The organism is Streptomyces sp. NP-1717 (assembly GCF_022695985.1).
GTDB lineage: Bacteria > Actinomycetota > Actinomycetes > Streptomycetales > Streptomycetaceae > Streptomyces.
The window spans coordinates 14,026-37,352 of sequence record NZ_JAAPBF010000049.1; the positions used below are offsets into that span (position 1 = coordinate 14,026).

Below are 23,327 nucleotides of genomic sequence, written 5' to 3' on the forward strand. Positions count from 1 at the left end.
GCGACAATGCCCGCATGATCGTGAGACTCGCGCGGGAGCGCGACCTGCCCGGCTTTCTCGGCCTCGCCGCCCAGGTGGAGCACTGGTTCGGGCCGATGGTCGACGATCCCGGCTTCAGTGAGGCCGTGGTCGAGCACATGCGTGGCTCCAGGGCACTCGTCGCCGTCGGCGCGGACCCCGGCCCGGCTCCGGATGCGGGCGTGGCACCGCCTCCTCAACCACCCCTGCTCGGCGGCCTGTTGTTCGGGTCGGACGCCCCTGTCCTCCACATCCACTGGCTCGTCGTCTCGGGCCGGGCGCGCGGACGGGGAGTCGGCGCCGCGCTGATGGCGGAGGCCATGAGGAGGCGCGTCACCGGCCCCGGGACCGTCGAGGTGGTCACCTTCGGGGCCGACCACCCGGGCGCCGTCGACAGCGGCGCGCGCGTCTTCTACGAGCGACTGGGCTTCACCCCCGCCGAGATGACCGAGCCCGGTCCGGAGGGCGGCTCGCGGCAGGTCTACCGACTGGCCGTCAGCTGACCGGGGGCGACCCGAACAAGCCCACGGGGCAAAGCAGTTGGTCACCGCGCGCATGCCCGTGGTGACATAATCCGGCGCATGACATCTGGCACCCCAAAGCCGCAGATCGACACCAGCAAGCCGCACCCGGCCCGGCTCTACGACTACTTCCTGGGTGGCAAGGACAACTACCCGGTCGACCGGGAGCTGGCGGAGAAGCTGGCCAAGGGGGCGCAGCGGGGCGCGCAGATCAACCGGGAGTTCATGCACCGTGCCGTCGCCTGGGCGGCCAGGAGCGGGTTCGACCAGTTCCTCGACATCGGGACCGGCATACCCACCCAGCCCAACCTGCACCAGATCGTGCAGAAGATCGTCCCGTCCGCGCGGATCGTCTACGCGGACAACGACCCGGTCGTGCTCCGGCACGCCGAGGCCCTGCTGATCAGCACCGACGAAGGGGCGACCGACTACGTCGAGACCGACGTACGCCAGCCGGCAGAGGTCCTCGAACACGCCCGCCGTTTCCTGGACTTCGACCGGCCCGTCGCGCTGTCGCTCGTCGCGGTCCTGCACTTCCTCGGGGACGACGACGATCCCTACAGCGTCACCCGGACCCTCGTCGACGCCCTGCCGTCGGGCAGTCTCCTGATCATCTCGCACGGCACCGCCGACTTCCTGGACCCCGAACAGGCGAAGAAGGTCACCGGCACCTATCAGTCCGGCGGCATCACCCTGCGGCCCCGCACCCGGGCGGAGGTCGAGCGGTTCTTCGACGGGCTGGACCTGGTGGAGCCGGGGCTCGTCCGCGCCCCGGAGTGGTTCAGGGACACACCGGCGCCGGCGGACGAGGAGAGTGGCTTCTACGTGGGAGCGGCGCGCGTGCGCTGACCCCTTCGTGGCGCGCTCAACCGCCTGACGGCGCCTCCCTGTTGCCCCGGACCCGCAGTTCGTACAGTCCGACACTCGCCGCCAGCACCGCCACGCACCCGGTGAAGATCAGGCCCACGGTCCGCAGCTCCAGCACCAGGGTCAGCGCGCCGATGCCGATCACCGGCAGTGAGATGCCGATGTAGGCGACGACGAAGAACGTCGAGATCGTGCCGCCGCGCGACTCCGGCGGCGCCGCCGCGCCGATGGCCGTGATGGCCGCCCGGAACGCCAGCCCCTGCCCCAGACCGCCGCAGACCACGCCGACCACCAGCAGCGGCAGCGACTCCACGAACAGCGACGCACCCACCAGGACGAGGCCCGCCACCAGCACCAGGCTGCCGCCCGGCAGCGCGGCCGACGCCCCGACCCTCCCCATCAGGGACTGGCCGACGGTCGAGGCCAGGAAGACCGAGAACACGACGGCTCCCGAGACCGCCAGATTGCTCTCGCCCAGGGTCGTCGCGATGAACGTGGGGGACACCGCCGTACACAGACCCAGGAGCGAGAAGCCGGCGAACGCGGCCAGCGCCGCCGGTGCGAAGACCCCGCGTACCTGCGCCGGCACCTTCAGCCCCTGGGGGTGCAGCCTCGGCCGGCGCGTACGGCGTTGCACCGTCTCCGGCAGGAACCAGGTCAGGACGGTGCCCACGGCCACCAGCGCCAGTGCCGCCGCGAACGGCAGCCGCAGCGGCGACGGCGCGTACTGCGCCAGCAGCCCGGCCAGCAGCGGACCGCAGCCGAGGCCGCCCATGTTCGCCGCCGTGGCGGCCAGCCCCGCCCGCGCCTCGCGGCCCGGCGGCGCCAGCTCCATCACCGTGGCGGTGGCGGCGCCGCTGAACAGCCCGGCGGCGAAACCCGACAGGAGGCGGCCGGCGAAGAGGAAGGGCAGCCCGCCCTCGGTCAGGAAGCAGACGGCGCTCGCGGCGGAGAGCCCGAGCCCGATGAACAGCACCGGCCGGCGGCCCGCCTGGTCGGAGAAGTTGCCCGCGAGCAGCAGGACGGCGATGACCCCGAACGCGTAGACGGCGAAGACCACCGTCACCATGAACTCGGAGAAGCCGAGCTCCTCGCGGTAGAGCCCGTACAGCGGGGTGGGCAGCGTCGTACCCAGCATGCCGATCGCGAAGACGACCGCGGCGCCGAGATAGCCGACCGACAACCGTCGTGTGCTGCGCTGCGGCATGGGCACGCGTCCTCACCCGTTCAAAAAGGGAACATTCCCTCCATATCCTCGGTCCGGCGGCGCGGCATGTCCAACGAAGGATCAGCTCCCCACTCCGGCACGGACTCCGAACTGGGTTCCCGCATCGCCCGGTTGGCGCGCCGGACGGTTGCGCCCTGGCGGCGGTCATCGATGCCGGGATACACGCCCATCGGGTGAATCGTATGTTTTAGATGCGATTTCTTAATATTCGCCCCGTGGCGTGTCCCGTGGGCCCGCTGGGCGCCGCCAGGCAGCGTTGGGCCATGACACAGACCAAGGCCGTCGCGACCGGCCAGCGAGAGACGAGCCGTCCGGCCCAGCGGGACCGGACGGCCGACGGCGGTCTCCTGTGGCTGGCGGTCGTCGCGAGCGTGTACACGATCGTGCAACTCGTCTTCGTCGTACCGGGATCCGGGCTCGGCTGGGACGAGACCGTGTACACCAGCCAAGTCAGCCGCGCCGCCTCCGACACCGCGTTCTTCAGTGCCCCCCGTGCTCGGGGCATCACCTTCCTCGTCGCGCCGGTGACCTTCCTGACCTCCTCCGTCGACGTGCTCCGCGTCTATCTGGCGCTGCTCTCCGGCGCCGGACTCTTCCTCGCCCTCCATGTGTGGCGGCGCCTGCTCCCCGCATCCGTACTCGCCCTCGCCGGCGCCCTGTTCGCCGGACTGTGGATCACCGTCTTCTACGGGCCGCAGGTCATGCCGAACCTCTGGGTCGCCCTCGGCTGCCTCTGCGCCGTCGGCCTCTTCCTGCGGGCGGCGCGCGACCGGACCGACCGTACGGCCCTCATCGGGCTCGGAGTCGCGGTGGCCTTCGTCGCCCTCATGCGCCCCACCGACGCCTTCTGGCTCACCGCGCCGCTCGCCCTCATCGCGCTCGCCGTCCGGCGATGGCGCCGGTGGGCCCTGCTGACGGCGCTCGCCGCGGGCGGGGCCGTCGGCTGCGCGGAGTGGATCATCGAGGCGTACGTCAGCTACGGCGGCCTCTTCACACGGCTCGCCCGGGCCAGCGAGATCCAGGGCCATCTGGGCTGGAACCTCGTCTTCGGCGACCACATGCGCTCGCTCGACGGGCGGCTGCTCTGCCGTCCCTGCGACGTCCGGTGGCGGCGGCCGGCCACCGCGATCTGGTGGTTCGCCCTGCCGCTGCTCACCCTCGGCGGAGTACTGGTCGCCGCCCGCCTGCGGCGGCTGCCGCTCGTACTGGTGCCGACACTGGTCGGTCTGTCGATGGCCGCGCAGTACCTGCTCCTGATCGGTTACGCCGCGCCGCGCTTCCTGCTCCCCGTGTACGCGCTCCTCGCGCTGCCCACCGCGCTGTTCCTGACCTGGCTCGTCAGGACCGCGCGGCCCCGCGGACCGGTGGTGGTCCTGCTCGTGGCGGCGGCGGTCGCGCATCTGTGGGTCCAGGGGACCGTCGTCGCGGACCGTGCCGAGCGCAGCCGGGTCGACCGGGGCAAGTTCGACCGTATCGCCGCCGAGTTCGCACGTCAGGGCGTCACACCGCCCTGTGTGGTCAGCGGCACGGAGGCGATCAGGGTCGCCTTCCGGATCGGCTGCGCGTCGCGGCAGACCGGCGGTCACGACGGGAGCATCACGCCCGGTGAACTCGTCGCCGTGGCACGCGAGAAGCCGGTGGCTTTCGTGGTCGCGGGGCAGGCCGGGCCCCCCGCGTACGCGCGCGAGTGGCGGGTCGAGCGAATCCCCGATCTGCCGGGCCTGCGCAACTGCCGCGTGTATCTGTCACCGTCCGCCCGGGCCGAACCGGGCGCCTGACGGGCGCGCCGCCGGCCGTGGCGCACGCGCGCCACGGCCGGCCCCGCCCGTGACGAGCCCGGCCCCGTCGACGGGAGCGGGGGCGACGAGCCGCGTCCTACCCCAAGGCGCACGGCGCCGTGGACGCCGCCGAGCGGGCACCGATGAGTTTCTCCGTGACCGGAGGTCTTTACTGTGCCTGGGAGAACCAGGACACGGACTTTAGGAGAGTTTCGATGCGCACCCTGATCAGCACCGCTTTCGTCTCACTCGACGGCGTCGTGGAGGCGCCGGGCGGCGAGCCCGGCTACCGGAACTCGGGCTGGACCTTCAAGGAGGTCGAATTCGTCCCGGAGGCGTACGAGATCAAGGGCCGGGAGCAGGAGGAGGCAGCGGCCATGCTGCTGGGCCGGACCAGCTACGAGGCGTTCAGCCCCGTCTGGCCGGGCATGGAGGAGTTCTCCTCGTACAAGGTGATGCCGAAGTACGTCGTCTCCACCACCCTCACCGACGACGCGCTCGTCTCGGACTGGGGCCCGACCACGATCCTGAGATCGCTCGACGAGGTCGCGGAGCTGAAGCGGACCGAGGGCGGCCCGATCATCGTCCACGGCAGCGCCACCCTCAACCGGGGTCTCTCGGACGCCGGCCTGATCGACCGTTACCACCTGCTGGTCTTCCCGCTCCTGCTCGGCGCGGGCAAGCGGCTGTTCAGCGACGCGGACAACGACACCCGCAAGCTGCGGCTCGTCGAGCACGAGACGTACTCGAACGGTCTCCAGAAGAACGTGTTCGACGTCGTCCACTGACGGCCCCGGCCGGGCCACCGGCCCGGCCCGGAGCCGGCTCAGTCCTTCCCGCGGGCCCGCTGGAAGCGGTCCCGGCCCTCGGCCAGTTCCACGAGCGGATCCGGGTAGTCGTACCGGGCACGCTCGCGCCCGGTGAGCTTCCACGGCTCGTGGACGGCCGCGCCCGCCAGCCCGCCCAGCTCGGGCACCCACCGGCGGACGTAGCGGCCGTCCGGGTCGTAACGCTTGCCCTGGATCACCGGGTTGAGCACCCGGTTGGGGCGTGAATCCGTGCCGGTACCGGCCATCCACTGCCAGTTGAGCTGGTTGTTGGCGATGTCGCCGTCCACCAGCAGCTCCAGGAAGTGGCGCGCGCCGATCCGCCAGTCCACGTACAGGGTCTTGGTGAGGAAGCTCGCGGTCAGCAGCCTGCCGCGGTTGTGCATCCACCCCTCGTGGCGCAACTGGCGCATGGCGGCGTCCACCACCGGATAGCCGGTACGGCCCGCCTTCCACGCCTCGATCTCCTCGCCGGCGGACTCCTCGGACCGCCAGCGGTCGTGCTTGGTGCGGTAGTCGACCGACGAGGCGTCGGGCCGGGCGGCCAGCACCTGGTGGTGGAAGTCGCGCCAGCACAACTGCCGTACGAACGCCTCGGCGCCCGTACCGCCCGCCCGCCTCGCCCGCTGGACGAGCTCGGTGGGGGAGAGGGCGCCGAAGTGCAGATACGGCGAGAGCCGCGAGGTGAGGTCGCCCGCCATGTCGTCGTGGCCGCTGTCGTACGTCGCGAGCCCGCCGCGCTTCCAGGCCGTGAAGCGTTTGCGGCCCGCGCTCTCGCCACCCTCGGCGAGACCCTCCGAGATGCCGGAGGTGTCCGCGCGCGCGGGCACCGGGTCGGAGCCGACCCCCGCCGGAACCCCCACCGTCCGGGGCGCGGCGAGTACGCCACGGAGTCGCTCCTGCGACCAGCGGCGGAAGTACGGGGTGAAGACCGCGAAGTGGTCCGAGCCGGCCGGAGTGACGGCGCCCGGCGGGAGCGCCGTGAGGGTGGCGTCGTGGACGTGCAGCCGGCGGCCGTCGGACTCCAGGGCCAGGCGCAGCCGTTCCTCACGCCGCTGGGCGTAGCGGCTGACTCCGCCGGCCGTCCGTACCTCCCCGGCACCGGTCTCGGCCGCGACCTTGAGCGTCTGTTCCACGACATCGCCGCTACGCACGACGAGTCGGCCGCCGCGCGCCCGGAGCCCGGCGTCGAGATCGGTCAGACAGTCGGCGAGGAACGCGCGCCGGTTGGGCGTGGCGAACCCGGCCGACACGATCGCCTCGTCGAGGACGAACAGCGGCACCACCTCGTCGGCGCCGGCGACGGCGGCGTGCAGGGTCGGGTTGTCGTGAAGACGCAGGTCGCTGGTGAACAGGACGACCGAGACGGTCATGGAGCCACTTCCCCTCGTACGGGCCACTCGTGCCCGTATCTCTGTCTGCTCAAGGCGTCAGCATGCGGTGCGGGCACCACCCACCCGGCCATCGGGCCGGCCCGTTCACCCGAAGAGACGCACCGCTGACATGTTGTCCGGCGTACGGCCCATGATCATGGTGGACTGAGGCGTCATCAGACCCGCGCCGGGGACCGCGCGTCCGAATCCGCACTCCCGATCCGAACGAACGGTGCGCCCGGCCGGCCGACGCGAGAAGAGGTCACGCGATGCGCGGCAGTGGTACGGGCCCGCTCTCCCCGGGAGGACGCCGGGCGCGGCCCTCCGGGAGCGGCCGATGAGGACACTCGGCGGACCCACCGACCACGTCGTCGTGGTCGGCGCCGGACTCGCCGGGCTCTCCGCCGCCCTGCATCTGCTCGGCGCCGGACGCGCCGTCACCGTCGTCGACCGTGGTACGCGGCCCGGCGGCCGGGCGGGCCGCCTCGAACGGGGCGGCTACCACCTCGACACCGGCCCCACCGTCCTCACCATGCCCGACCTCGTAGAGGAGGCCTTCGCCGCCGTCGGCGACACACTCGCCGACCGGCTCGACCTCATCCCCCTGCACCCCGCCTACCGGGCACGGTTCGCCGACGGCAGCACACTCGACGTCCACACCGGCGCCGACGCGATGGCCGCCGAGGTCGAACGCTTCGCGGGATCCGGCGAAGCGCACGGCTACCGGCGCCTGCGCCACTGGCTGGAGAAGCTGTACGCCGTCCAGACACGCCGTTTCATCGACGCCAACTTCGACTCGCCGCTGTCCCTCCTCCACCCCGACCTCGTACGCCTGGCCGCACTCGGCGGCTTCGGCCGCCTCGACACCCGCATCGGATCGTTCATCTCGGACGAACGCCTGCGCCGGGTCTTCTCCTTCCAGGCCCTGTACGCCGGCATCCCACCCGCCAAGGCCCTGGCCGCGTACGCCGTCATCGCCTACATGGACACCGTCGCCGGGGTCTGCTTCCCGCGCGGCGGCATGCACGCCCTGCCCCGCGCCATGGCCGACGCGGCGGCGGACGCGGGTGCCGACTTCCGCTACGGTCACGACGTCACCCGCCTGGAACGGTCGGGCGGCGGATCCGGCGGCGGATCCGGCGACCGGATCACCGCGGTCATCACCGGCCACGGCGACGACCAGGTACGTATCCCCTGCGACGCGGTCGTCCTCACGCCCGATCTGCCCGTCACCTACCGTCTGCTCGGCCGCCCGCCGCGCCGCGCCGTCCCGCTGCGGTTCTCGCCGTCGGCCGTGATCCTGCACGCAGGCACCGACCGCACCTGGCCGGGACTCGGCCACCACACCATCTCGTTCGGACACGCCTGGAAGCGTACGTTCCGGGAACTGACGCACACCGGGAGCCTCATGAGCGACCCGTCCCTGCTCATCACCCGCCCCACGGCCACCGACCCGGGCCTCGCCCCGCCCGGCCGCCATCTGCACTACATCCTGGCGCCCTGCCCCAACACCCGTATCGGGCCCGGCGTCCACGAGTGGGCGGAGCTCGGCCCCCGCTACCGCGACACTCTCCTCACCGAACTCGAACGCCGGGGGCTGGACGGACTCGGCGCCGCCATCGAGGAGGAATGCCTCGTCACACCCGCCGACTGGGCCGCCGAAGGGCACGCCGCGGGAACCCCGTTCTCCGCCGCGCACACCTTCGCGCAGACCGGCCCCTTCCGCCCGCGCAACCTGGTGCGCGGCACCACGAACGCGGTGCTCGCCGGATGCGGCACCACCCCCGGAGTCGGCGTCCCCACCGTCCTGATCTCCGGCAAGCTCGCCGCCGCCCGCGTCACCGGCTCCGGTACGGGAGCGGCCGTCCGCGTACCGAAAGGACGGCGCGCATGACCGACCGTGAACTCGACGCCGCCGGCATCGACGACCCGTATCTGCGCGCCGCCTACACCCGGTGCCGCCGGCTCAACTCACGCCACGGCAGGACCTATTTCCTCGCCACCCGCCTCCTGCCCGTCGAACGGCGCCCCGCGGTCCACGCCCTCTACGGCTTCGCCCGCTGGGCCGACGACATCGTCGACGACCTCGACACCGCCGCCACCACCGCCGAGCGCGCCCGCCAACTCGACGCGCTCCAGGCACGGTTGGCGGACGGGCTGCGTTCGGGCCGCAGTCGCGATCCCGTGATCAGGGCGCTCGCCCACACCGCGACGACCTACCGCATCGACCACCCGCTGTTCCGCGACTTCCTGACCGCCATGCGCAGCGACCTCACGGTCACGGACTACGCCACCTACGACGACCTGCGCCGCTACATGCACGGCTCGGCCGCCGTGATCGGTCTCCAGATGCTGCCCGTGCTCGGCACCGTCGTCCCGCGCGAGGTGGCGGCCCCGCACGCCGCCGCGCTCGGCGTCGCCTTCCAGCTGACCAACTTCGTCCGGGACGTCGGCGAGGACCTCGACCGCGGCCGGGTCTATCTGCCCGCCGATCTGCTCGCCGCGCACGGGGTCGACCGCGAACTGCTGGAGTGGAGCCGTGCCACCGGCACCAGGGACTCGCGGATCACCGCCGCGCTGAAGGCCGCCGTCGCGCTGACCCGCGGCGTCTACCGGCGTGCGGCGCCCGGCATCCGGATGCTCGACCCGGTGTCCCGCCCCTGTATCCGCGCCGCGTTCGTCCTGTACGGCGGGATTCTCGACGCCGTGGCCGACGAAGGGTACGCAGTGCTGCACCGCCGTGCCGTCGTACGCCGCCGGCGGCGGGCGGCCGTCGCCGTCGACGGGCTGGTACGGGTGGCGGCCGCCCGGACCAGAGCAGCCGCGCGCGAGGGGGTGGCATGAGCGACCACGACGACGGCACACGGGCACGTACATCCGGCGGCGAGGGGTGGCGCGGCCGGTACCCGTTGCGGCTGCGCCGTCGTCCCGCCAACTGGGCCGACCAGGAACCGAGTTGGCGGGAGGCCCGGCCGGCCCTCATCGAGGGGGCGCTGAAGCGGGCCCTCGCCGGACCGTCCGGCAACTGGTACGTGGTGGGCGCCGCCCGCGACGTACGCCCCGGCCGCCCGCTCGGACGTACCGTCGCGGGCGTCGAACTGGTCCTGTGGCGCGACGAGTCGGGGCGCCTGGTGGCGGGACCGGGCGCCTGCCCGCACCTCGGCGCGCCGCTCAAGGACGGCCGGGTGCGCTGCGGCACACTCATCTGTCACTGGCACGGACTCGCCCTGGACGGCGGGCCGTTCGCGGGCTGGGAGCCCGTCCCGGCCTACGACGACGGGGTGTTGGCATGGGTGCGGCTCGACCGGGCGGGCGGCGAGAGCCCGTCGGACCGTCCGCTCGTCCCGCCCCGGCCCGGGGCGGCCGCGTCCGTGGACGCCGTCTACACCGGCTTCGGGGTGTGCGAGCCGCAGGACGTGGTGGCCAACCGGCTCGACCCCTGGCACGGCGCCTGGCTGCACCCGTACTCGTTCGTGGACCTCACGGTCCTCTCGACGCCCGGCGGAGGCGACGGCTCCGGCGGGGGCGACGGGTTCGCCGTGGACGTGTCCTTCAAGGTGGCCGGACGGGCCGTGGTGCCCGTCCGCGCGGTCTTCACGGCACCCGGTCCGCGCACGGTCGTCATGCGCATCACCGAGGGCGAGGGAGAGGGTTCCGTCGTGGAGACCCATGCCACGCCACTCGGTCACGACGGGCGCGGCCGCCCACGAACGGCCGTGGTCGAGGCGGTCGTCGCGGCCTCCGACCGCCCGGGGTTCGCGGCGGCACGCGCCGCCGCCCCGGCGCTGCGCCCACTGATGCGCGCCGTCGCCGGCCGCCTGTGGCGCGACGACCTCGCCTACGCGGAACGCCGCTGGCACCTGCGCAGCACGGGGCGGTTTCCCGGCTGAGGGCTGTCATTCGGATCAGGCTGGATCGGTGAACGCCCGCCGCGCGGCGGCTGATGTCCGCGTTGGTGCCGTGCCTCGCTCCTCCGCTGTCAACGCGGCGAGGCGCGGTGCCGGGGCACGCGAGCCCGGCAAGATCCGAACGACAGGCCCTGGGCCGTGTCCGACACATGTCGCCGTCCGCCCGCAGGGCGGGGCCGGCGCCCGACGCGGTGCGGCTGATGTCTCTTCGGCGCGGTGCGTCGCAAGACGGAGGGGCCGGCGTCGCACTGGGCGTACGGACACAGCCTTGGGCGCGGCCAGGGCCGGGCCGTCCGGCGGACGGGTCGGCCTCGGGCGCCGGACGGGCTGCTGTGAAGCGGCCCGCCGGGCGGGACAGCCCTTAGGTATCCGTACTCATGTTCCCGTGCCGACCGGTACGGCAAGGTGTTGCGTATGAGCGACCTGCCCACCGCGCCTCCGGCCTTCGACTCCTCCGCCCCCTCGGTGAAGCCACCCGTGGGGCGGGGTGCCGATGTCGGGGCCTCGTGCGGGCTCGTCTTCCTTGAGCTGATCGCCGTGGCCGTGATCGTCGTCCTGTGGCCGTTCTTCGATCATTTCGACCTGGATCCCGCCACGGACAGCCAATCGCCGTCCCTCTGGCGCTATCTGCCCGCCCTCGGCGCGGTCGGCGTACTGGCCTTCGCCGCCGCGGTGATCGCCTCCCGCGCGCGGGCCACGGTCACAGCGGTGAGCCAGGGCGCGATGGCCGTCCTCGTCGTCCTCGGCTTCTTCGCCGGGGCCGCGCTGCAATCCCACGAGGACGAGAAGAACCGCCCCGTCCCCGCCCCGACCGGGCCCGTGGGCTGCCGCAGCGGCGGCGACAGCAGCGAGTGCGCGCGCTACGGCGGGTGACCCGTCAGGGGGCGCGCCGGGCCAGCCGCACGAGCGCCCGCAGCCCCGCCGACCTGCCCCTGTCCGGCACGGTCCACAGTGTCTGACCGCGTACGCCCCACCGCTCCAGCAGCGCGTTGGCGGCCAGGAAGCCCGTGGTCGCGGCGCGTTCCATGAGCGCCACCGGAAGATCCGTACGGACCAGGTCGCCCGCCACCACGACACGCGGGTCGGGGGTGCGTACCGTGGGGCGGTCGGTGTAGCCGCCCACCGGGAACAGCGGACAGTCCGACCGCCACTCGTGCCGCGCGTCGACGGTCCTCGCGGACCGCGTCTCCGGGTACACCCGGTGCAACTGCTCCACCAGCGAACGTTGTCGGGCCGCCCGGTCGGCGCCGGGCGCGACGGCGTACGCGTGCAGCTCGACCACCGAGCCGCCCGTCCTGGCCGCCCACCGCGCCGCCTCTCCCTCCCAGCGCTCCAGCACGCTCACGTTGTCGAGTGCGCCGAAACCGCTGGTCCCGAGGAAACCGGGCCGGTCCGCCGCCACCGGGCGGTCCAGCCACAGCCGCGACACCAGGAACGGCGGGGCGTCGCGCAGCCTGCCGATTCGCTCCCGCCACCGCCTGTCGCACAACCGGGGCGATCGGGCGACCACGTGGCGCAGCCCGCCGCCGTCCGGCGCGAGCACCACCGCGTCGTACCGCCGTGGCCGCCCGTCCGCCGTCACCGTCAGACCACCACCGGGCGCCGGAGCGACCTCCTCCACCTCCGTACCGGTGCGCAACCCGGCCCCGAGCCCCGAGAGATACGTGCCGAGCGGCTCCCACAGAGCGGCCGGGAACGGCTCGTCCGGCACATCGAACAGCAGTCCCTCGCTCGACCCCAGGAAGTAGATGTGGAACATCAACACCAGTTCGGCGGCGGACAGTTCACCTGGATCGGAGAAGAAACTGCGGGAGAACACCTCGAACGCCAGATGCCGCGCCGCCTCGGGAAAGCGGATCGCGGACAGGAAGTCCTCGGCGCTGACCCCGTCCAGCTCCTCGTACACCCGGGGCACTCGCACATCGAGGAGCGGCAGTGCGGCCCTCGGATCCATCCGGACCAGATCGCGCCGGCCGAAAGTGGGGCTGAGCGCGACGAATCCCAGCGCGCTCCACGGAGGCGTGCGCGGAACGCGCGCGAAACTGTCGTACAGGCCGGTACCGCCGTGGCGCAGCGGATAGTCCGGCAGGCCGCGGAGCGTGCCGAGGCCGGGGTCGGCACGCCGCAGCAGACCCCGCAGGTTGTAGTACTGCCGGAAGAAGGCGTGGAAACCCCGGCTCATGGTGGCCGCCGAACCGTCCGCCAGTGTGACGGGCCATCCCGCCAGCCGCCCGCCGAGACTCCGTTCACGCTCGTACAGCGTGACGCCCGCCCCCCGCTCCGCGAGCGCGGTGGCGGCGGCGAGCCCCGCGATGCCGCCCCCGACGACCGCCACGTCCGGTGCGGCGCCGCCGCCGAACCGCTCGCGCCCCGGCGTCGGCCGGACCACCCGGGCGCGGCGGTCACGGCCGCGGCGCGGCGCGCCACCCCCGTTCGTCCGGCCCCCTGCCGTCACCACGTGTCCCCGCTCTCCGCCGCGCGGCGACCCACGAAGGTGTGCGCGATGCCCGTCTGCCAGCCCGGCACCGGCAGCACCCGCACGTGCTCGAACCCGGCGCGCCGCAGCCGGTCACCGAAAGCCGGCGCGGTGTCGAACTCGACCACGCTGCGCCACAGATGGCGGTAGAGATCCGCGTCACCGGCGAGCCGGCCCGCGGGCAGCACGACGCCCTTGCAGACCGCCGTCCAGACCGCACGGTCCACGGCCCGCCCGCCGAGCGCGTACTCGTGCACGCCGATCCGGCCGCCGGGCGCGAGCAGGGACCGTACGAGGGCGAGCGTCCGGTCCGGGTCGGTGAGGTTCCGGAAGAGGTACGCGGCGAAGACCCCGTCGAACGGGCCGGTGACGCCCGACTCGGCCAGCCGCTCCACGGGCGCGTGTACGAACGACACGCTCCCCGGCCACGACTTGGCGGCTGCCCGCTCCAGCATCCCGGCCGACGCGTCCACGGCGACGATCTCGGCGTGCGGGGCGGCGGCCAGCAGCGCTGCCGTCGACGCGCCCGTTCCGCACCCCAGGTCCAGCAGCCGCAGTCCGTCGCCGCCACGGGGCGGTCGCAACCGCCGGGCGGAGCGCCTGAGATGGGCGTGGTAGCCGGGGTTGACCGCGACGAGCCGGTCGTAGGCGAGTGCGGCGTGGTCGAACGCGGCGGAGAGTTCCGCGTCGTGCAGGAGCGTCATCCGACGGCCCTCCCTCTCGGTGCCCGGCGGGGCAGCCAGGGCAGTTCGGCGACGGTGCGGAGCATCGGCCCGACAGGGGTCCGCAGGCCGATGGTGAAGTCTTCGTACGGGCTGGTTCCACCGTCGAGGAAACGGAGCAGCCGCTCCATCGGTACGCGCCGGAACAGGCCCTCGAAGAACTCGGCGCCCTCGACCCGGCCGCTGTCCAGCCCCCGCAGCAGCACCGCGTCCATCGCCCCGGCCCGCGCCGGGTACGCGGGCGGCGGCTCCGGCACCCGTCCGCCGAAGTACGCGTCGGCGACGGCGCGGGTCTGTCGCTGGACGGCGGCGAAGGTGTAACCGGTCGACGGGCGGGTGGCACCGCCCGCGGTCCCGATACGGAACACCGAACGGCCCGCCCGTCGCGGGAAGCGGCCGTCCGTCATCGGGATGACCCCCTGCTCGGTCGCGGTCACCTCCAAGGGGCCCAGCCCGAGCACCCGCTCGGTGTAGCGCGCGAGCGCCCGGTCGTAGCCCGCGTCGTCCAGCACCGTGCGGGAGAACTCGGTGTACTCGACCAGCGCCTCGTGGGCGGTCGTCGGCAGGACGTACCCGAACGACAGCCCTTGGGCGGGCTGTGGCGTGCGGAAATCCATCAGATCGGCGACCCGGGGGTCGAACACCGGCCGTTCGGTGCGGACGAACCAGCCGCGGAAGTGCTGGAGCAGTGTCGTCCGCGCGGGCGGCAGTACGCGCGGCGGACGCGAGTCGAACACCCAGCGGGCCCGCAGCGTCAGCGCGCTTCCGTCGGCGGCGACGCCCCTCACCTCGGCGCCCGACGCGATGTCGGCGATCCCGTCGACCCGTGCCGTCACGCGGCGCGGCGCCCGGGGCCCGTCGAGCCGCCCGGCCAGCAGCGACTCGAAGGAGCCGGACCGCAGCATCTTGTAGCGGAACGGAGCGGGCCGCCCCACGCTGACGGACCCGTCCCGCCCCCGTACGCGCAGGGACTCCCACGAGGCGGTCAGCGCGCCGTCGAAGTCTCCGGGGGACGTCTCCCAGAAGCACCAGGTCCGCTCCGGCGGCCGGAGCGGACCGGCGGGGGCGTCGATCAGCGTCACGCCGGGCACCGGGTGGCCGGGGGGAGGGGTGCGGAGCCGGTACGCGAGGGAGAGACCGGCGGCGCCCGCGCCGACGACGATCACATCCGTCTCCCGCACCACCGCTCCTCGCGCCGCCGTTTCCCGTGCCCCGCGTCAGCATCGCGCATCGGCGGCCGACCCGGACGCAGGCGGCGCGGGGGCGACGGAAGGTGTTACGAGGAGGCGGTCGGCAATACGAGGTCGGTGCAGCCGTGTTGCTCGGCCCTGCGCTCGGCGAACGTGGCGAGGGCGTCCCTGGCGAATTCGTCCACCGGGCCGTCGACGTACACGTACTGCGTGGGGTCGACCCGGAACAGGGCCCGGGGGCCGTCGCCGGGGCACTTCGCGGACGCCCAGTAGGAGCCCTTGGCGCCGCCGGCACCCTTGACCGTGCCGGTGCCGGCCTCTTCCGGGAGCCGTCGCTGGGCGAAGGGCCCGAACGCCGCCTCGAACTCGAACAGGTGCACGGCCTCGGCCTTCGTCTCGCCGAGTACGCAGCGCTCCAGAGGCGCGGTCCCGCTCGCCGGGGCGTCCTGGATCCAGTGGACGTACTCCTGGTCGTGCAGCCGGATTCCCGCGCAGGTGCCCTTCGGGGCGTAGGGGGACGTGCGCTCCGCCGGGGCGGGCAGTCGCGGGATGCGGCCGCCGGCCTTCGCGTCGCAGTCCCAGTCCTCGGCGGCGCCGACCGCGGTCGCCGCCACGAGCTCGGCGATCCCGTGAGCCCGCTCGGAGTCGCTCGCGTCGTACCTGTCGGCCAGACCGTCCACGTCACTGTCGTGCGCTGTCACGAAGACCGCCCCGGCCTTGTTCTCGCAGCGCAGGACAACCGCCGTGTTGACGAGATCCGTATAGCCGCGCCAGCCGCCGCCCAGCGGGATCGGGGGCGAGTCGCCGGGCACCTCGTCCAGCCTTTCGAAGGCGCGGGACTTCTCCCAGGACGTGGGCGCCGGGTCGGGGACCCGGGCGATGGTGAGGTCGAAGCCCGCCACCGTGCACGAGTCCCAGTCCCCCTCGGAGCCTCCCGCGCGGTAGTCGGCCGACAGGCGTGACCCGTCCAACCCGGTGTACCCGGCGGACTCCTCGTACGGGATCAGCCCTTCGCAGAACGACTTCAGGCTCTCCTCGTACCGCCAGCCCTTGGCGGTGTCGCTCATGCGGTACCACCCGTAGCCGCCGCCGATCGCGAGTATCAGCACCAGCACCATGTAGGGGGCCCAGGGGCGTATCACCTTCACCGGCTGACCTTCATCTCTGTGTTCTCTCCGTGTCCGCAGCGATCGGCGCGGTCCAAGTGCCCGACGTCGCCCTCACACGCCTCCCGTTCCCCGCGGATGATACGTGCGGGCCCCTGACCTCGCCGAAGTCGCCCCGGGAGATGCCCGATTCGTCGGCGCGGACGTCCGCGCGGACGTCCGCGCCGACGGTCGTGACGGGCGGGTGTTCAGGACGGGCAGGCGTCCGCGTCCGCCCCCCGGTAGGTGCGGTAGACGGGCGCCGGGTCGCGCCCGGCGGAGCGCCGCGGATGCTCGACGACGGGCACGGGCTTGCAGACGGACCACTGGTCGTTCGCGTCCGGACCCTCGAAGCCGTACGTCCCCGCGGCGCCCACCAGACAGGAGTTGCACGTGCTGCCGGAGAGACTGGGAATGGCCAGCGTGTGGTAGACGTCGTCCTTCGAGGGCAGATACGCGGCCCCCGGCGTCCGGGTGTCGTCCTCGTTGATCTCGGTGAACGTACGGTCCACGGCGTCGGCGAGCAGTGTGAACGCGTCGTGGTACATGACGGCGTAGCCGTCGTCGAGCGGCTTGGCGCCCAACTCGTGCTCGGCGTCCAGCTCGTGGAAGGCGTCGAGGAACCGGCCGAGCGCCTTCCCGGGCTCGGCCCCCTCGGCCCACCACTCGGGGTCGACGGCCGACGCGTCGACGATCGTCGCCCGCGCCTCCTCCAGCCACCGCGTGGGCGCCTCCGCCGTCAGCGTGGGCTCCAGCCCTATGCCGACCTTCAGGATGCGCAACTCCGAGGTCCGCCCGCAGCTGCCTTCCTGCGCGAGGCGCGCGACGAAGGCGGGCAGGTCCTGGTCGCGGCCGGCGAAGAAGACCGTGTCGGACTTCTCGTTGCAGATCTTCTGCACGGCGTCGGTGAACCGCTGCGGGATGCCCTCGGCGGTGCCGGACGAGCCGATGAAGTTGGAGCTGTGGTTCGACAGGTCGTACGCGTCGTCGAAGTGGTGCTCGAAGACGGTGCGCAGATTCTTCGAGTAGACGTCCTCGTCGCGGTTGTCCCAGACCAGGAAACCCTTCCGGTCGGCCGGGTTCCGGTCCAGGTAGAGCTTCAGCGCGCGGGCGAACTGGTCATTGCTGGGCGAGGTCTTGAAGAAGTAGGCGGAGTTCATGTCGGCCGAGGTGATGACCGGGCCCACGGTGGGGATCTTGAGCTTGCTCAGCGCCCTGATGGTGTCCCGTGTCTCCGGTGTGCTGCTCGGGATGCCGGTCACCCCCACCAGCGGTGGACCGGTGCCCTCGGCCAGTTCGGCGAGCCGCTCGACGACGGGCTCCCACGCGTCGAGGTTCCGGCCGTCGGGGGCGAGCAGCAACTGGTAGCGCGGTCCGCCGAAGCTGTTCGCCTGCCGCTGCGCCGTCAGCGCGCCGGCGAGCCCCCGGCGGATCATGTCCGTGGTCATCGCGCTGTGCTCGTCCGCCGTGAACGGCATCATCAACGCGATCCGTACGTAAGGGACCTTGGGCCCGCTCGGCGGGTCCTCCCACCCCTCGCGCACCCGGGCGTTCTCGTCGGCGACCGCGCGGATGAGGCCCGCGATCTCCGGGTCGGCCTCGAAGACCCCCTCGGTGACACCCACGCAGTCACCGCCGATCTCCTCCAGATCGTCACCGCACGGGCCGGGGCCGCGTAGGAGGGAGACCACGAGCGCGATCACGGCGGCGGTCAGCGCAAGGAGCGCGAGGACGGCGAGCCACTCGACCGGGCCCCACTCGCGGGGATGACGACGGAACAGACGGACCAGCATGCTTCCTCCTCACTCGCCGGGGATGGGCAACGGGCGCTTCTTTCGTGCCGCGACGGGCCAGCTGCGGGCCGCCTGGCCCAGCACGGCGTGCCAGGAGCGGTGCCTCGGCGAGAGGAACGCCAGCTCCTCGCCGACCGCCTTGCACATGTCGGGGTCCGGCTCGGTGTGCGGCTGGGACACATGCCACAGGGCGTGCAGCAGCCGGTTGACGCAGCGCTCGATCTCGTCCAGCTCCGCGTACCGGCCGTCGTGCGCGCCGAGCGCGACCTGTGTCCGTTCGTCGATCCAGTCACCGGCCGGCGGCGTCGGCGGTGTCGGTGCCGTCGCCGCGTACCGCAGGCACAACACCCAGTGCGCCGCGGCCTGTTCGTCCTGCTCCGACTGGAACTCCTCGGCCAGCGCCGCGACGACCGTCTCGGCGTTCCCGGCCGCGAGCGTGTGCCGCAGCGCGTCCGCCTCCCCGCTCTCGCCGCGCTGCGCGTGATGTATCCGCAGGAAGCGGTGGATCTCCTGCCAGCCCCGGCCGTCCTCCACCCCGCGCGACGTACGCCGCGCCTCGTGCACGAGCAGGGTCTGGAGCAGCATGTCGGCGACCAGCGGCTCGTCCGGGCTGGTGAGCCGCTGCCACCGCTGGTCCTCCAGATAGTCGGTGGCCGAGTTCGCGGGGAGCTGGTCGGGCCCCTGGAAACGCAGATGGGCCGCCAGGGCCTCCGCCGCCGTGCTGTCGCGGGCGAGGGAGAGCAGCGTCAGCCGGTCGCGCTGGCGCCGGTCCGGCAGCAGCCGCTCCAGGAGTACCTCGGTGACCGCGCGGCCCTCCTTCGTGGTCAGTTCGAGCAGCCCGCGCGGCTCCACGACGACGCCCCTGCCGGTGGCGTCCAGGACCGCCGCGCAGAGCACGGTGGTCGCCGCGGGATGCCCCCCGGTCAGCGAGTGCACCGCGGAGGCCAGATACGGGTGGAGCGGCCGGGCGGGCCGTTTCGGCACCAGCAGCGGCAGGATGTCGTCGCGGCTCAGCGGCGCGAGCGGAACGGCGAGCAGACCCGCGGACGGCGCGCGGCCCCGGCGCTCCCACCCGGAGGACCGCACCACGTCGACGAGTTCCCGCCGGATCGCGTCGCCCTCGTCCTCCGGCAGCTCACCGAGCCGGGTGGCCACGACGACGAGTTCCTCGTGGTCGGGGCGCTCGGGCAGCGCGCGGTTCTTCAGGAGCAGATCGAGGAAGGTCCGGCCCGCCGCGTGGTGGGCGTCGTCGAGCAGCACGAGCGGCCACGGCTCCCGGTTCCACCGCTGGAGCCTTCCGTAGGAGGCGGCGATGTCGTGCAGGAAGGCCGCCAGCAGGCTCCGCTCGGCGAAGTCCCGGTAGTCACCGCCCTGGTGGAACCACTCGCCGAGCAGCGGCAGCGGATCCTGGCCGTCCGCGCCGGGCGGGAAGCGGCGCCCGTACCACTCACGGGCGGGACCCGGACCGTACCGCTCGGTGTACTCCGCCACCACCGCGCCCGTGACCGCCTCGCCGCCCCGGTCCTCGTCCCGCTCCCCGTCCCGCTTCTCGTTCCGCTCGTCTCCCGTGCCGTCGCCCGACGCGTCCTTCAGCCGGCCCTCGACGGCGGTGGCCCAGCCGTGCCGCAGCGCGTCCTCGTCCCCGTCGGCGAGCCGGCACGCCAGCAGCAGCCGGGCGTGCAGCAGGCATGTCGCGTCCCGCTGCTCGGAGTTGTCGCGCTCCCAGCCGGAGACGGCGATCAGTCCGGGCGTCAGGACCGGGAAACGCCGCCGCAGTCCGGGCGCCAGACCGCACACCAGCTCCGCCAGGAGCCCGACGAACGTCGACGCGGTGGCGGCCGTGCCGTCCTCCGGGGCGTACGGCAGCGCGCCCGACCCGGTCGGCACGGCCCGGACATGGGCCAGCGGTAACCGGCCCCGGTAGTGCGCCGCGAGGTCCGCCAGGACGGCGCTGCGCCCCATGCCGTGCCGGCCCGTCACCAGGACCACGGGCAGATCGCCGTGGTGTTCCAGGCGCGTACGGGACCTCTCGTCGTATGTCAGACCGGTGAGCCGGGGGACGAGCGAGCGCAGCAGCGGATCCCGGCCGTGGAGGGGGGACGTGTCCGAGGAGCGCATGTGCTCGCGTCACGCACCCTTCGTCCGTCGCCGTCACCTGAGACACAACAGTGGATTTCCCCACCAATGAAGCCTGGAATCATCGAACTTACCCGTCGGGTAAGCGCTCTCGCCAGGTCGCCACCACACTCTGTCACCCGGTTGTGACAGGTGGGACCGGTCGTCGCGTGGGTACGGGGGCGGTGTCAGGGATGCGGGTGGATGGCGAGTTCGACGCTCTCGGCAAGCGCGTCCGCCCCGCGGATCTCACCCGCGTAACTGAGCCGGACCAGCCGCAGCCGGCGCAGCCCGGCCAGGGAGGCGAGGTCCACCTCCGAGACCTGCGACAGATGAATCTCCTCAAGCCCCGGAAGACGCCTGGCGATTCGCCGGAGCGGTACCGCCGCGCCCGGCCCCGCCCGTACCGTCAGATGTGTGACCTGCGGGACCTCCGTACGCGGCGCGAACAGAAGCATGCTGAGCTGCTGCGGCGACAGGGTCAGCCGCCGCAGGTCCGGCAACTCGCCCAGCAGGGAACCCCATTCGTCGGGCGTCAGACGATCACTCGCGTCCTGGAGCCGCAGCTCCTCGAGCCCCCGGCAGTGCACGATCCCCGCGAGCTGCGCGGCGGCCGGCGGCAGGGACAGCAGGCGCAGCTCGGCGGCGCGCGGCAGATCGGTCAGACCGCGCCACGGCACCTCCGGCCCCACCAGCAGCCCTTCGAGCGACGCGCAGTCCGACAGCTTCACCAGGGGCTCGAACTGGGGGAGGTCCCGCAGCTCCAGCCGCCGCAGTCGCGGCAGCCGGGTCAGCGGCGTCGGATCCTTCACGTTCCGGCACCCCTGGAGCGCGAGCGTCTCCAGCTCCGGATAGACGGACAGCAGGTCCAGGTCGTCCAGTTGGAGGGTGTTGCGCAGCCGCAGCTCTCGCAGCCGGCGCGGATCGAGCGCGGTGCGGATCTCCTCCGGGCCGAAGTCACCGTGCAGACCGACGCGTTGATAGCCGGACATGGTGCGCAGGGCGTCCAGCTCGGCGTGCGAGCGCACCGTGACCGTTTCGTCCGGCGCCGTCTCCAGGAGCGGCCGTACGATCTCCTCCGCGTACACCAGCGTGTCGAAACGGTCCCAGTGGTCCAGGAGTTGGGCCCGCACGGCGGACTGGGTCGTCGTGAGGAACTCACGGAGCCGGGGGATCGCCGCGTCCCCGCCGATCTGGCATATCGCGTGGACGGTCGCCAGCTCCTCGTCGCCCTGAAGATCCTTCGCCCCGGGCAGCAGACCGAGCAGCAGCGGGCCGGTCTGGGCCAGCGATCGCGCCTCGCGCAGACTGCGCGGCGGCAGCATCCGCGCCGCCCGGTCCTCGATCGCCTCACGCACCGTCGGCTCCAGCCGGGTGGCCTGTTCGAGGGAGGCGAGGGCGAGGAGACGCAACCGCGCCTGCACCGCCGCGTCCTTCTCCCGGTCGCCGCGCTCCCGCAGACGGGTCAGCAGGTCGGCGCGTTCCTGGTGTCTCGCCTGTGCGACGGCCATCTGAACCACGTCCTCCCACTGGTCCAAGTGTGCGTTGTTCACCAGCATGCCCGTGTCCCGCTCCTCCAGCACCGCCCGGGCCCCCAGGAAGTCCTGAAAGGTCCGGTGGATGAAGCTCACCGCACCCGCGGCGGGCTCCCGCAGCAGGCCCGAGCGGTCCAGCAGGTGCTGCAGTGCCTCTTCCGGCGTACCGACCTCCGCGAGGCGCGGTACGGAGGGCTGGAGCCGGCGCACCACGTCCACCGCGTCCGCCAGTTCCAGCTGGGTCCGCTCGTTGCGCAGCAGCCAGTACGCCAGCCGCTGCAGCGGCTCCGTCGCCGACTTCTGGTCCAGCTCCGGGCGGTGGCCGCGACCGTACACCTCGCGCTCCAGATCCCGCCGCTCCAGCAGCATGGACAGCGCCGCCTCGTACAGCGAGACGCGGCCCTGCGGCAGGAAGCCCCGGCGCTCCCGGTGCAGGGCGCACATCAGCGCGCACATCAGCGGGTTGGTCGCCAGCCGGCTCAACTCGGGGCTGCTGCGCAGCGACAGCGCCAGCGACTCGCCCAGCTCCTCGGTGGCGCCGGCCGCCGTGTGCCAGCGCCGGATGAACTGCCGCATGTCGGCCGGGCGCATCGCGCTGAGCGTGTACTCCTGGAAGCCCTCGCGCGCGAGCCACCGCCGGTCCAGCGCTGAGGGGCGCGAGGTGAGCAGCCACAGATTGCCCGGGAAGACGGCGATCAGCTTCTTGAGCCAGGACCTGGCGCGGGCCCGTTCGGCCTTGGGGATCTCGTCGGCGCCGTCGATCAGGAGCACGCCGCGCCCGTGCTGCAACACGCGCGCCGCCCAGCCGTCGGGCTCGGTGCCCACGAGCGGACAGCGGATCCAGCGCAGGAAGTCCTCGGGCATGGGCAGTTCGGCGTCCTTGCGCACCAGGGCGCGCAGCGGCAGGACGAACGGCACCCGCCCGTACAACTGCGGCAGGCCGCCAGGCACCCGGTCCTGCTGCGCCGTGGTGAGGGCCAGCCACTGGACGAGGGTCGTCTTGCCGGTGCCGGCGACCCCGCGCAGCAGGATCCGCTCATGGCTGGCGAGAAGCGCCTCGGCCGGGCCGCCGGCGCGCTCCGCCTCCGGGTCCCGGTCGGCGCCCGGCTCGCCGCTCACCACGGGCACCGGATCGGCGCCACCCCGGTACGGCATGGCCTCCAGGCTCAGATACGCGGACTCCAACGGCCAGTCCTGGCCGTCCGGTTCACGCAGGTCGACGCCGTAGATCGTGAGCCGGCCGTGACTCTCGACGACATAGCGCGCGTACGCCTCCTCGAACTCGGTGTCCTGGCGGCTGATGTCGGGCAGCCGCTTCAGCAGCCGGTCCAACTTCTCGCTCTGCTCGCGCAGTTCACGACTCTGCTCGATCTGGGCGCGGGCGGCGAAGCCCGCCTGCCGGCTGAAGAGACGCACCAGATGCACACACGCAGTCTCCAGGAGACGGTCGTGGAAGCGGGCCGCGTCGTCGCTGAGGAGCCGCCGGGTGTCGGGTCCCGCGCTCCTGGACAGTTCCGCGGCGAGCCGTTCGGGTCCGAGCGCGAAGGCGTGCACGTCGTCCATGTCGAGATCGCCGAGCGCGTGCAGGGTACGGGTCAGGGCCTGGCCGACGGCGTCGTGCTCGTCGGCGCCCACCGGCGGATCGTGGGGCCCGGCGGCGCTCACCGCGCGGCGCACCAACTCACGGGCGAGCCTGTGCAGATCGTCTTCGCTGAGGGTGCGGTGCTCCTTGGTGAAGGCCACCAGCCGGCGGATCGGGATCGGCCGGCCGCCGAACTCCGCCTCGGGCACCTTGCCGGCCGGTAACAGCAGCCGTTTCAGCACCGGCACG

The 23,327-nt window shown here is 72.9% G+C and carries 17 protein-coding genes; 8 read left to right on the forward strand and 9 right to left on the reverse strand.

Annotated elements, in window-relative coordinates:
• Positions 1-14: 14 nt before the first annotated feature.
• Both GXP76_RS13450 and GXP76_RS13455 read left to right on the forward strand, forming a co-directional pair.
• Complete coding sequence (locus GXP76_RS13450) at positions 15-521, forward strand: N-acetyltransferase (RefSeq protein WP_242571745.1); 507 nt, start codon at positions 15-17, stop codon at positions 519-521.
• A 78-nt stretch (positions 522-599) separates the two neighbouring features.
• Positions 600-1,388 (forward strand): SAM-dependent methyltransferase, encoded by a 789-nt coding sequence (locus GXP76_RS13455; protein WP_242571746.1) that lies wholly within the window; start codon positions 600-602, stop codon positions 1,386-1,388.
• A gap of 16 nt (positions 1,389-1,404) precedes the next feature.
• Here the strand turns inward: GXP76_RS13455 and GXP76_RS13460 are convergent, their stop codons facing one another.
• A complete protein-coding gene (locus tag GXP76_RS13460; RefSeq protein ID WP_242571747.1) occupies positions 1,405-2,613 on the reverse strand; it encodes an MFS transporter in 1,209 nt (402 codons plus the stop codon).
• 284 nt (positions 2,614-2,897) lie between these two features.
• Here GXP76_RS13460 and GXP76_RS13465 point away from each other — a divergent pair, with 284 nt between their 5' ends.
• Positions 2,898-4,412, forward strand: coding sequence for a hypothetical protein (locus GXP76_RS13465; RefSeq protein ID WP_242571748.1), 1,515 nt, complete (start codon positions 2,898-2,900; stop codon positions 4,410-4,412).
• 215 nt (positions 4,413-4,627) lie between these two features.
• A complete protein-coding gene (locus GXP76_RS13470) occupies positions 4,628-5,200 on the forward strand; it encodes a dihydrofolate reductase family protein (RefSeq protein WP_242571749.1) in 573 nt (190 codons plus the stop codon).
• Positions 5,201-5,238: 38 nt separating this feature from the next.
• Here the strand turns inward: GXP76_RS13470 and GXP76_RS13475 are convergent, their stop codons facing one another.
• A complete protein-coding gene (locus tag GXP76_RS13475; protein ID WP_242571750.1) occupies positions 5,239-6,612 on the reverse strand; it encodes a deoxyribodipyrimidine photo-lyase in 1,374 nt (457 codons plus the stop codon).
• Positions 6,613-6,949: 337 nt separating this feature from the next.
• On the opposite strand from GXP76_RS13475, the gene crtI reads away from it, so the two are divergent.
• The 4 genes from crtI to GXP76_RS13495 all read left to right on the forward strand — a co-directional run bounded on the left by crtI (position 6,950) and on the right by GXP76_RS13495 (position 11,393).
• Positions 6,950-8,506: a phytoene desaturase family protein gene (gene crtI / locus GXP76_RS13480; RefSeq protein ID WP_242571751.1), complete on the forward strand. Its 1,557-nt coding sequence runs from the start codon at positions 6,950-6,952 to the stop codon at positions 8,504-8,506.
• The gene (locus GXP76_RS13485) at positions 8,503-9,456 is read left to right on the forward strand and encodes a phytoene/squalene synthase family protein (protein ID WP_242571752.1); all 954 of its coding nucleotides are present in this window, start codon (positions 8,503-8,505) and stop codon (positions 9,454-9,456) included. The genes crtI and GXP76_RS13485 overlap by 4 nt, the downstream gene beginning before the upstream one ends.
• On the forward strand, positions 9,453-10,502 hold the full coding sequence (locus tag GXP76_RS13490; protein WP_242571753.1) for a DUF5914 domain-containing protein: 1,050 nt from the start codon (positions 9,453-9,455) through the stop codon (positions 10,500-10,502). Before GXP76_RS13485 ends, GXP76_RS13490 begins: the two co-directional genes overlap by 4 nt.
• A 432-nt stretch (positions 10,503-10,934) precedes the next feature.
• Positions 10,935-11,393: a DUF6234 family protein gene (locus GXP76_RS13495; protein WP_242571754.1), complete on the forward strand. Its 459-nt coding sequence runs from the start codon at positions 10,935-10,937 to the stop codon at positions 11,391-11,393.
• A 4-nt stretch (positions 11,394-11,397) separates the two neighbouring features.
• On the opposite strand, the gene GXP76_RS13500 is transcribed toward GXP76_RS13495, so the two are convergent.
• The 7 genes from GXP76_RS13500 to GXP76_RS13530 form a co-directional block, all read right to left on the reverse strand.
• Complete coding sequence (locus GXP76_RS13500) at positions 11,398-12,978, reverse strand: FAD-dependent oxidoreductase (protein WP_242571755.1); 1,581 nt, start codon at positions 12,976-12,978, stop codon at positions 11,398-11,400.
• Complete coding sequence (locus tag GXP76_RS13505) at positions 12,972-13,700, reverse strand: class I SAM-dependent methyltransferase (protein WP_242571756.1); 729 nt, start codon at positions 13,698-13,700, stop codon at positions 12,972-12,974. The genes GXP76_RS13500 and GXP76_RS13505 overlap by 7 nt, the downstream gene beginning before the upstream one ends.
• Positions 13,697-14,899: a lycopene cyclase family protein gene (locus GXP76_RS13510; RefSeq protein WP_242571757.1), complete on the reverse strand. Its 1,203-nt coding sequence runs from the start codon at positions 14,897-14,899 to the stop codon at positions 13,697-13,699. Before GXP76_RS13510 ends, GXP76_RS13505 begins: the two co-directional genes overlap by 4 nt.
• A 95-nt stretch (positions 14,900-14,994) precedes the next feature.
• Complete coding sequence (locus GXP76_RS13515) at positions 14,995-16,056, reverse strand: hypothetical protein (RefSeq protein ID WP_242571758.1); 1,062 nt, start codon at positions 16,054-16,056, stop codon at positions 14,995-14,997.
• A gap of 206 nt (positions 16,057-16,262) precedes the next feature.
• Complete coding sequence (locus tag GXP76_RS13520) at positions 16,263-17,846, reverse strand: ABC transporter substrate-binding protein (protein WP_242571759.1); 1,584 nt, start codon at positions 17,844-17,846, stop codon at positions 16,263-16,265.
• A gap of 9 nt (positions 17,847-17,855) precedes the next feature.
• Positions 17,856-19,964 (reverse strand): ATP-binding protein, encoded by a 2,109-nt coding sequence (locus GXP76_RS13525; RefSeq protein WP_242571760.1) that lies wholly within the window; start codon positions 19,962-19,964, stop codon positions 17,856-17,858.
• 185 nt (positions 19,965-20,149) lie between these two features.
• A complete protein-coding gene (locus tag GXP76_RS13530; protein ID WP_242571761.1) occupies positions 20,150-23,326 on the reverse strand; it encodes an NACHT domain-containing NTPase in 3,177 nt (1,058 codons plus the stop codon).
• Position 23,327: the final 1 nt, after the last annotated feature.

Coding starts and splice junctions, on each gene's coding strand:
- GXP76_RS13450 (WP_242571745.1), top strand. CDS start 15: ATGATCGTGAGACTCGCGCGGGAGCGCGACCTGCCCGGCTTTCTCGGC.
- GXP76_RS13455 (WP_242571746.1), top strand. CDS start 600: ATGACATCTGGCACCCCAAAGCCGCAGATCGACACCAGCAAGCCGCAC.
- GXP76_RS13460 (WP_242571747.1), bottom strand. CDS start 2,613: ATGCCGCAGCGCAGCACACGACGGTTGTCGGTCGGCTATCTCGGCGCC.
- GXP76_RS13465 (WP_242571748.1), top strand. CDS start 2,898: ATGACACAGACCAAGGCCGTCGCGACCGGCCAGCGAGAGACGAGCCGT.
- GXP76_RS13470 (WP_242571749.1), top strand. CDS start 4,628: ATGCGCACCCTGATCAGCACCGCTTTCGTCTCACTCGACGGCGTCGTG.
- GXP76_RS13475 (WP_242571750.1), bottom strand. CDS start 6,612: ATGACCGTCTCGGTCGTCCTGTTCACCAGCGACCTGCGTCTTCACGAC.
- crtI (WP_242571751.1), top strand. CDS start 6,950: ATGAGGACACTCGGCGGACCCACCGACCACGTCGTCGTGGTCGGCGCC.
- GXP76_RS13485 (WP_242571752.1), top strand. CDS start 8,503: ATGACCGACCGTGAACTCGACGCCGCCGGCATCGACGACCCGTATCTG.
- GXP76_RS13490 (WP_242571753.1), top strand. CDS start 9,453: ATGAGCGACCACGACGACGGCACACGGGCACGTACATCCGGCGGCGAG.
- GXP76_RS13495 (WP_242571754.1), top strand. CDS start 10,935: ATGAGCGACCTGCCCACCGCGCCTCCGGCCTTCGACTCCTCCGCCCCC.
- GXP76_RS13505 (WP_242571756.1), bottom strand. CDS start 13,700: ATGACGCTCCTGCACGACGCGGAACTCTCCGCCGCGTTCGACCACGCC.
- GXP76_RS13520 (WP_242571759.1), bottom strand. CDS start 17,846: ATGCTGGTCCGTCTGTTCCGTCGTCATCCCCGCGAGTGGGGCCCGGTC.
- GXP76_RS13525 (WP_242571760.1), bottom strand. CDS start 19,964: ATGCGCTCCTCGGACACGTCCCCCCTCCACGGCCGGGATCCGCTGCTG.